Here is an 8687-nt window from a genome sequence, read left to right as displayed (position 1 = left end):
CCCGGCCCACCCGGCCCACCCGGCCCACCGGGCCCACCGGGCCCACCTGGCCCATCCGGCCCATCCGGCCCACCTGGCCCATCCGGCCCATCCGGCCCATCCGGCCCACCGGGCGTTCCCAGCCCATCCGGCGTATCCGGCGCGTTCGGCGTATCCGGCATGGCGTTCTCCTCGTGCTCGGTCATGGCGCCGTGGCCCCCGTGGCGAGGTCGACGGTCTCGATGCGGCCGGTGGCGACGGCGACGTAGGCGAAGGCCGTGCCGATCGCCGGCGGGCCGGTGATGGCGGCTCCGGCGTGTGCCGTCCAGCGTGGGGTGCCGGTGGTCAGGTCCAGCGCGGTGAGGGTGTCGCCGGTGACGACGTACGCGGTGGTGTCCCACACCACGGGGGTCGCGCTCACGGCGCCGCCCAGCGGGAACGACGCGCGCACCTCCCCCGTCTCGGGGGCGAGGGCGAGCAGGCGGCCGTCCGCCGTGCCGAGGTAGAGCCGCCCGCGGTCGAAGACCGGGCCGGTGCCGGGGGGCACGCCGATGTCGAGGAACCAGGCGACGCGGTTGTCCCCCGCGCGTTCCACCGCGTGCAGCACGCCGTCCGCGTCGGCGGCGAACACGTGCCGGGCCGTCACGGCCAGCGGGCCGGAGATCGGCGCGGGCAGGCGGCGTTTCATCCGCCGCTGCCCCGTGTCCGCGGTGACGGCGGTCAGCCGTCCCGACTGGCTGCCCGCGAACACCAGGCCCTGTGCCACGACCGGCGCGCACCCGTCCACCCCGGCGATGCCGTAGGCCCACTCCCGATCGCCGTCGAGGGTGTAGCCGTACAGCCCGCGTTCCCGGCACCCCACGTACACCCGGCCGCCCGCCACGACCGGGGCGGCCGTGATCGGCCTGCGGTGCGCGGACGGCCCGAGGTAGCGGTACCAGGGCCGCGCGCCGGTCGCGGTGGCCAGCGCGGTCAGCCGGCCGTCGGCGTCGCCGACGTACAGCCGCTCACCGTGCACGGCGGGCGTGGTCACCGCGGCGCAGACGGCCCGCTGCCACACCTGCGCCCCGGTCCCGGCGTCGAAGGCGTAGATGAACCCCTCGTCCGTCCCGGTGTAGAGCACGTCCCCGGCGAGCACGGGCGCGGCGGGGGTGCCGGTCACTTCGGCCCGCCAGAGTCTCGGCCGGGCCGGGGCGCCCTCGGGCACGGGCGGCTCGGTCAGTGCCCCGAGCGCCACCGCGGCCTTCGGTTCCGGGGCGACCACCGCGTTGACCCGGTCGGCGGATCGTTCGCCGATCATCGCGCGGATCAGCGGGATGGCGCTCGACCCGCCGGTCAGATAGACGGTGTCCACCCCCGCGCCGTCGGCGGTGACCTGGCGGATGGCCGCGCCGAGCTCGACGAGCGTCCTGCTCACCTTGTCGGCGATGGCCTCCTCGAACTGCTTCCGCGTGACGCTGATGCCGGGGTCGTAGAAGCCCTGCTCCCTGATCAGGTACCGGTCCCGCTCCGACAGGGCCTCCTTCGCCTCGGTGATCTTCCTGGCCCACTTGTCCCGCCACATCAGGGCCTCCCAGCCCGTGCCCTCCCAGACGGTGTGCGCCGTCACCGGGTCCTGCTTGCGTGCCAGGTCCTGGACCACCTCCAGCAGCGCCTGGTCGAAGTCCTCGCCCCCGATGTCGTGCCGGCCGCGCGGCTCGCCGCACACCACGAACCCTTCCGGCCCGCGGCGCAGCACCGCGGTGTCGAAGGTGCCGCCGCCGAGGTCGTAGACGACCACGTACTCGCCCACGGCCAGTTCCCACTCCCGCAGGTACCAGCGCGCCGCCGCGACCGGCTCCGGCATGAACTCCACCGCGCCGAGCCCGGCGCGTTCCGCCGCGAGGGCCAGGCGCTCCAGCGGTTCGCCCGCCCAGCGGGCCGGATGGGTGAGCACCACCCGCTCCAGGTCCCTGCCGGTGCGCGCGAACTTCCGCCGCGCCACGTCCAGCACCCTGCGGAAGATCGCGGCGACCAGGTCGGCCGTCTCGACCAGCCCCTCGCCGACCACCGTGTGCGGGCCGGCCCACAGCTCCCGTTTCGGCAGCCGGACGACCCGGTCAGGCGCCAGCCCGGCGGAGTTCAGCGCCTCGGTGCCGACCACGATGCCGCCGTCGTCGCCGGTGACCACCACCACGGAGGGGAGGAAGTGCCGCCCGGTCCCCGGCTCCAGCTCCAACGGCTCGACGGCACCCGCGTACAGGGTGGCGGCGGCGGTGTAGCAGGTGCCGAAGTCGACGGCGAGCTGCCAGCCGGACCCACCGGTCGTCATCGTCTTGTCCACGCTCGATCCTTCGTTCATCGCCGCATGTCCGGGTGGTAGTCCTGGCACAGCTCCCTGGCGGCCCTGGCGAGGCGCCGCAGGCTCGGCGGGCGGGCCAGGTCCTGCTCCACGCGCCGCCAGCGGGCCACCTCGCGTGCCGCCGCACGCGCGACGTCGTCCCGGCCCGACACCGGCGGCAGCCCGAGGGCCTCGGCGGGGACCGCGCGGGACGCGAGCAGGCGCAGCGCCTCGACGTCGCCGGCGTCGAGCCGCAACCGCCCGCTCTCCGCCTGCCACACCATCTCGCCCAGCCCGGCGCGGGCGAACGCGGGCCGCCGCCCGAGCTCCTCCACCGCGTCCATGAGCCATCCGCCGTGCGGGTCGGCCCGCGCGGCCTCGGTGAGCCGGGCCAGCGCGGCGGCGGCGCGCAGCCAGCCGGCCCGGGGCACCAGGGTGTGCTCGATCGCCTCGATCAGCCGGCCGGCCCCGGAGCGCTCACGCAGGAGTGCCAGGAACTCCTCGGCGCCCCGGGCTCCGCGTCCCGCGGCCTCGGCGCCGAGGAGCAGGCCGTGGATGCCAAGCATGCGGAGCAGCCTGGCCCGGTCGTGCCCGTCCAGCGGCCCCTCGTCCCAGTCGAGGAAGCTGTCGGCGTCGTAGAGGGCGTCGTACAGCTCGCCGGGGTCGTGCCCGGCGAGCAGGCGCAGCAGGCCGGCGTCCCGTTCGGTGAAGTCGGCGCCGAGCGCGGTCTCGGCCAGCAGGCCGGCGACCGGGATCACCTCGCTCACCTGCTCGCGCAGCTCGGCGGCGTAGGTCTCGGCCAGCCTCCGCGCCGGGGGCCAGGGGTCGTCCCTCGGGTCGGTGGGCAGCCGGTCGATCTGGCTGATCACGCCGATCCGCCCGGAGCGGCCGGCCAGGGAGGTGCCCACGCCGCGGCGGATCTCCGCGAACGCCTCGGTGTCCCCCGTGCCGGGGTGCGGCATGACGAACAGCATCGCGTCCGCCTCGCCGAGCGCGTCGATCGAAGCCTCGTCGCCGCGGTTCAGCGAGTCCAGCCCCGGCGTGTCGACCAGGACGCACTCCACGGACATGTCCTTCTTGGAGAACTCGACGTCCACCCACAAGATGTCCTCGGGGCCGCGCCCGAGCGCGCCCGGCTCCACCGGCAGCCCGCCCCGCGGCCCCGGGCGCACCTCGTACGGCGCGTCCCGCCGGGGCGTCACCGTGACACGGTCGAGGTACGAGGGCGTGTACCGGGCGACGACCAGCGTGCACTCGGTGTTGCCCGTGGGGGCGACGCGCCGTCCGATCAGGGCGTTCACCAGGGTGGACTTGCCCGCGTTCATCCGGCCGCCGATCGCGACGCGCAGCCGCCCTGCGGTCAGGCGCTCCCGTACCAGGCGCGCGGCGTCCCGCAGCGGCCCGTCCGTGTGCCGTGCCGTCACCCGGGCGCAGAGCCGCAGCACCTCGCGGCTGAAGTCATCGTCCATGGGTGTCCTCGTCCGGCTTCTCGTGGTGGGTGAAGCGGACGCCGCCGATCAGGCTGGTGCCCCCGTACGGCACGGACGTGGGCTCGGCCTGCGTGCCGTCGCGGGTGAAGGCGATGAGGAGTCTCCTGGTGCCCGGCAGCAGGCCCCGGCCGCTGACGACGGCGGCCGGGCGGCCGTTCGCCTCGGCGGGGCCGCCGTCCGGGGCCGGGGCCCCGGCGCCGTCCGCCGCCCGGTCGCCGTCCAGGGGGTGCACGGTCTGCGGGCCGCGCCTGCCGTCCAGCGGCACCGTCCTTCCCCGGCGGGCGACCGGGTTCCCGTCGTGGTCGAACTCCCAGTACGTGAAGCTGAGGTAGCCGTACATCTTGGGTCGCCACTGGTTGCGCAGCCGCATCCAGAGAAACAGGGCGGCGGCGAGCGTCGTCCCGGCGAGGCCCCCTATGGTCAGCGGGCGCCAGGTGCCCGTCACCTGGATCTCGCCCGGCGGGAACAGGCGCAGCGGGGGCGTGACGGCGACGGGCGGCGGCGGGCGGACCGACAGCTTGGCCAGGCCGGGCGACCACGGGGTCGTCAACCGCGCCCCGGCGACGGCCTGGTGCCCGGCGCGCAGGGGGCGGTCGAGCAGTTCTCTGGACGGCGGGCCCCACACCAAGGTGACGTCGAGCTCCGCCGACGCGCCGGGCCGCAGCAGCAGGCCCGGGACGTCGGGCCGCGCCGCCACCTGGAAGCCGCCGGGGCCGGTGACCGGCACCGTGAGGCCGGAGACCTGGACGGGGACGTACCGCAGGGTGGAGCGCAGGCGCAGACGGGCCGTCCCCCTGCCGGACATCACGTCCAGCGCGCCGGGGGCGGTCAGCCATTCGGCGGTGACGCCGCGTCCGCTCTCGGCCTCCAGCAGGGTGTCGCGTGCGACGTCCCGGCGGGCGAGTTCCTTGACGGCGGCGAGGTCCTGCCGCTCGGCGGCGTCGCGCGGGTCGTGCATGAGGTAGCGGGGGAACACCCGGCCGAGCACGGTCTCCTGGGCGTCCCGCAGCTCGCCGCGGTCCCGCTCGCCGCGCGCCGGGCCGGCGGGGAAGGGGAAGGAGTAGACCCGCAGCCAGCGGATCTTGTCGTCCAGGGCGGCGGCCCGGGCCGCGAGGGCCCGCCAGGCGGGGGTGCCGCGTGGACGGTACCGGCTGTAGGGGGCCGGGTCGTGCTCGTTGTCGGAGGCCAGCATGATCGCGGCCAGCGGGGACGGGTGCTCGTCCAGCCACGCGACGGCCGAGTCGAGGGCCGCGCCGATGTCGGTCCAGCGGCCCTCGGGCACCTCCAACCGGTCCACGTCCTCCGGCCTGGTGAGAAGGACCTGCCTGCGCACCTTCTCGTCGAACGGGAACACCAGCACCTCGTCGCCCGGCCCCTTCGCCTTCACCAGCGCCTTGAGCTGCTCGCGCACCTCGGGGAACCGGTCGCGCACGCTGCCGGAGGCGTCGAGCAGCACCAGGTAGGTGGCCCGGGTGCTCGCCAGGTCGAGGCCGGCGTACACCGTGTCGAGGTCCTGGTCGGCCGCCGCCGGCGCCCCCAGCGCCCCGGCCACGGCGCAGCAGACGACCCCGCCGAGCAGGGCCGCCGCCAGCCGCCACAGCGTGCCCGTCACGACGTCCTCCCCGTCATCCGCGCCAGCGCGATGAACGGCTCGACGACGTTGACGGGACGGATCTCGCCGAGGATCCGGTTGCCCTGCGCGTTGACGTAGTCGTCCAGGTCGAACCGGCCGCGCTCGGCCTTGAAGCCGACGGAGGTGGTCACGAAATAGGCGGTGCGCCCGGGGTCGAAGTTCTGGACCTCCACGCGGAACCGTTCCCCGCTGCCGTCGCCGAAGTGCCCGCACGCCCACGTGAAGAACCCCTTGGCGTCGCTCACCCGGGGGAAGCGGGGTTCGGCGTCCTGGTCGGTGCCCCACCCCCCGGCGAGGGCCGGGAGGAAGACCTGCGGGTCGTCGTACTTGACGCAGCAGACGCTGAGCGGTTTCGGGAACGCGCCAGGGTCGAGCGCGACGACGCGGTTGACCATCGCGGACAGGAACCTGTGGTTGTCTTTTCTCCACCGTTCCGCGATCGGGTCGAACAGCAGGATGTATCCGTCGCACGACGACAGGTTCCTGGCGACCGCCTCACGGTCCTCCCGGTCGTCGGCGAAATGCGCGCCGGGCAGGTTCACCACTTCCACGTGGAAGTCCAGGGTGGAGTCCTTCCAGAAGGTGAATCCGAGGAGATCGCGGATTCCGGGCACCGAGCCGCGACGGGGAAATCGTTTCTCCTCGGTCAGGATTTCCCTCGCGGAGTTCATGAAATCGGTGGTGGAGACGTCCGGCCTCACCACCCACCTGCCGTACCCCGGCAGGGTCCGGCCCGTGATGGACAGCGCCGACAGGAACGTCAGCTTCCCGCTGCCCGGCGCGCCGAGCAGGCCGAGCCGCAAGGGGGCGCTCACCGGCCGCCTCCCGGGGTCCGCACGGCCGGGATGTGGAGGGCGAACGGGAAGTCCGCCTCGGCCCCGCCGAGGCCGACGGCGGCCAGCAGTTCTCGCACCGCCCCCATGGTGTGGGGGTGGAAGCCGTCCCGCCCGATGTCCTCGGTCCAGATGCGCTCCACGTACTTCTCCTGGTGACTGCCCTGAAGGCCGGGAAGCGCGGCCTCCTTGAGGTCGCCCACGGCCAGGAGCCGCACGCCCTGGCCCCGCAGCACGGCCAGTTGCTCGCGCCAGGCGAGCCCGTTGACGCAGCGGGTCTCGTAACCGCCGCCGTCGACGACCTGGCTCCGCACGTGCGGCACCCGGCCGCCGACCGTGATCAGGAACCGGTCGCCGCCCTCCCGCCACGCCGTGCGGGACGCCGCCGCGAAGGCTTCCTCCGCCGCGGCCGACACCGGGTCGGCGGGCGGGCCGGTCCACGTCCAGCCCGTGAGCGCCCGCAGCGCGTCCTCCGCCGGCCCGAGCGCATGGGGCTCGGCCAGGCACGGCTCCGGTGTGCCGTGCTGGCGGTAGCCGATCAGGCCGACGTGGAACCGGTCGTCGCCGAGCAGCACCCGCCGCGCCTGCACGATGACGCCCTCGACGATCTCCTTGCGCCGCCGCAGGACCTCCTCGGTGGCGGCGTTCAGCTCCACCGCGAAGAGCAGGTCGATCGGGGCGTCGCGCTTCACCCACGCCAGGTACTGCTCGTAGAGCTTGGGCCAGGTGCGGGTCTCCTTGCCGTGCGCCCGGTCCGGCGTCACGTCGCCCGGCCCGCACAGGGTGAACGTGATCTTCGTGGGCTTGCCGGGGCTGAGCTGGACGGTCATCGCGCGGACCACCGTGCGGCTCGCCCATCCGTCCTCGCCCGCGCCGTTCTCCTCGGCGGCCGGGCAGCCCAGCACCACGGGCAGGCAGACCCGCCTGCCCGCCGCCCGCGGCGCCTCGACGGTGACCTCGGCGGTGGCGGGCGCGACCGCGCCGGCCTCGAACAGCGGGACGTCGCGCAGCTCGACCCTGCTCTCCCCCGCTTCGCCCGGCCCGGGTCCGATGTCGGCGAGGACGAGGGTGTACCGGGCGGCGAGCGGCACCCGGGCCCGCAGGGCGTCCAGCACCCTGCCGGACACCTCTCCCGGCTCACGAACGGTGAAGACCGACTCCGCCTCGAAGGTCTCCCGCAGGCAGCGCAGCACCCGCCCCGGCAGCGGCCACCCCGGCATGTGGTCGACCGCCACGACATTGGGGAACACGGGCATGCGGACCGGCACGTCGGGCATCGCCTCGCGCAGCACGGCGTCCAGCCCGGCCGTGCCGAGGCCCGCCGGGGGGTGCTCCGGGCCCACGCCGCCGGCCAGCGTGAACCTCCGCAGGTCCTGGTCGTCCGGCAGGCCACGCAGGACGGACGGCCAGGGGCGGTCGAGACCGGCGTCCTTGATCGGCACACCCGTCTTCTCGTCCACCCGGATGGGGTGGCGGAGCATGCTCCTCTCGGTGATCTGGACGACCCAGGCGGTGCCGGAGCCCTTCAGCAGCAGGCCGAGATCCGCCGTGAGCACGGTGCTGCCGTCGATGTGGCGCTTCCAGTCGTCGTCCCTGGCGCGCTCCGCTTCCGCCACCAGCGCGCGTCGTTCCCGCGCCTCGTTGTCCGGCCTCCCGGCGCCGGGCTCGCGCACCAGCGGCATCAGCCGCGCCACGGTGTCCTCGTCGAACCAGCAGTCCGAGACCTCCTCGTGGAACGCCGCACGCAGCACGGCACGCAGGTCCCGCACATGGCGCGCCCGGGCCAGCGTGACACCGCCGTGCGCGACGACGGCACCGGCCGGCCAGCCGCAGTCCGGGCACACGCGAACGGCGGGCGCCACCCATGAGTCATAACAGACCTGGCAAATCTGGCTCTTCATCGGAATGCCAGACGTCGCCGAAAGCCGGGCAAAAGATCGTCACCATCCCAGACGACTATTGATCGCCTATCCTACGTAGAAGGAGACGTCCAACCCCCGGGAAAGGTTTCCCGATTCGGGCGCATCGGCGAACGCGTTTAGGGATTTCCTTGAAGTACGCACACACCCCACTAAATCCCGTTTTTTAGATATAAAACCGCCCATAACCCCCTCACCGGTCCCCCTACCGAGTAGTGCGAATCCCCCTCCGCAGCGCAGGGACGTCCGCCCGCCCGGGGAGGCGCAGGGACACGCCACTCCGGCGGTCCAGTGGCGCGACACCGGCGCGACCGATGAGAGGGGCGCCCCTGCGGCGACCCGTCGCGACCTCCCACAGGCGGGCGCCGCCGCCCCCCTCCGGCGGCGGACCTCCCTGCCGCACCCGGGGAGGGTCCGGTACGGCGTCACGCCGGCAGGGTTTTCGGTTCCACGGCCCACGACCGTTCGGCGCGCCGAATCGACCGTCCGGCGCGGTGTGCGACCGCTCGGCGC

5 protein-coding genes are annotated in these 8687 nt (G+C 74.4%); all 5 read right to left on the bottom strand.

All coding sequences use genetic code 11. The features are described from left to right. Positions 1-181: 181 nt before the first annotated feature. Genes ABGB17_RS33030 through ABGB17_RS33010 form a run of 5 tightly spaced genes read right to left on the bottom strand, consistent with a single transcriptional unit; the run spans position 182 to position 8117 of the window. Positions 182-2302 carry a hsp70 family protein gene (locus tag ABGB17_RS33030; protein ID WP_347637187.1) on the bottom strand — a complete coding sequence of 707 codons (2121 nt, stop codon included), beginning with the start codon at positions 2300-2302 and terminating at the stop codon, positions 182-184. A gap of 14 nt (positions 2303-2316) precedes the next feature. Next, entirely contained in the window at positions 2317-3768 is a 1452-nt protein-coding gene (locus ABGB17_RS33025; RefSeq protein ID WP_347637186.1) for a dynamin family protein, read from the bottom strand. Next, a complete protein-coding gene (locus ABGB17_RS33020; protein WP_347637185.1) occupies positions 3758-5401 on the bottom strand; it encodes a vWA domain-containing protein in 1644 nt (547 codons plus the stop codon). The genes ABGB17_RS33025 and ABGB17_RS33020 overlap by 11 nt, the downstream gene beginning before the upstream one ends. Then, positions 5398-6237, bottom strand: coding sequence for a hypothetical protein (locus tag ABGB17_RS33015; protein WP_347637183.1), 840 nt, complete (start codon positions 6235-6237; stop codon positions 5398-5400). The genes ABGB17_RS33020 and ABGB17_RS33015 overlap by 4 nt, the downstream gene beginning before the upstream one ends. After that, the gene (locus tag ABGB17_RS33010) at positions 6234-8117 is read right to left on the bottom strand and encodes a hypothetical protein (RefSeq protein ID WP_347637181.1); all 1884 of its coding nucleotides are present in this window, start codon (positions 8115-8117) and stop codon (positions 6234-6236) included. The genes ABGB17_RS33015 and ABGB17_RS33010 overlap by 4 nt, the downstream gene beginning before the upstream one ends. Positions 8118-8687: the final 570 nt, after the last annotated feature.

Source organism: Sphaerisporangium sp. B11E5 (assembly GCF_039871875.1).
Classification (GTDB): Bacteria; Actinomycetota; Actinomycetes; order Streptosporangiales; family Streptosporangiaceae; genus Sphaerisporangium.
The sequence above is the reverse complement of the archived record's forward strand: the minus strand, read 5'-3'. Positions and strand labels throughout refer to the sequence as shown.

Bases quoted from the DNA above. Each gene is read 5' to 3' on its own strand.
- ABGB17_RS33025 (WP_347637186.1), bottom strand. From the start codon at position 3,768: ATGGACGATGACTTCAGCCGCGAGGTGCTGCGGCTCTGCGCCCGGGTG.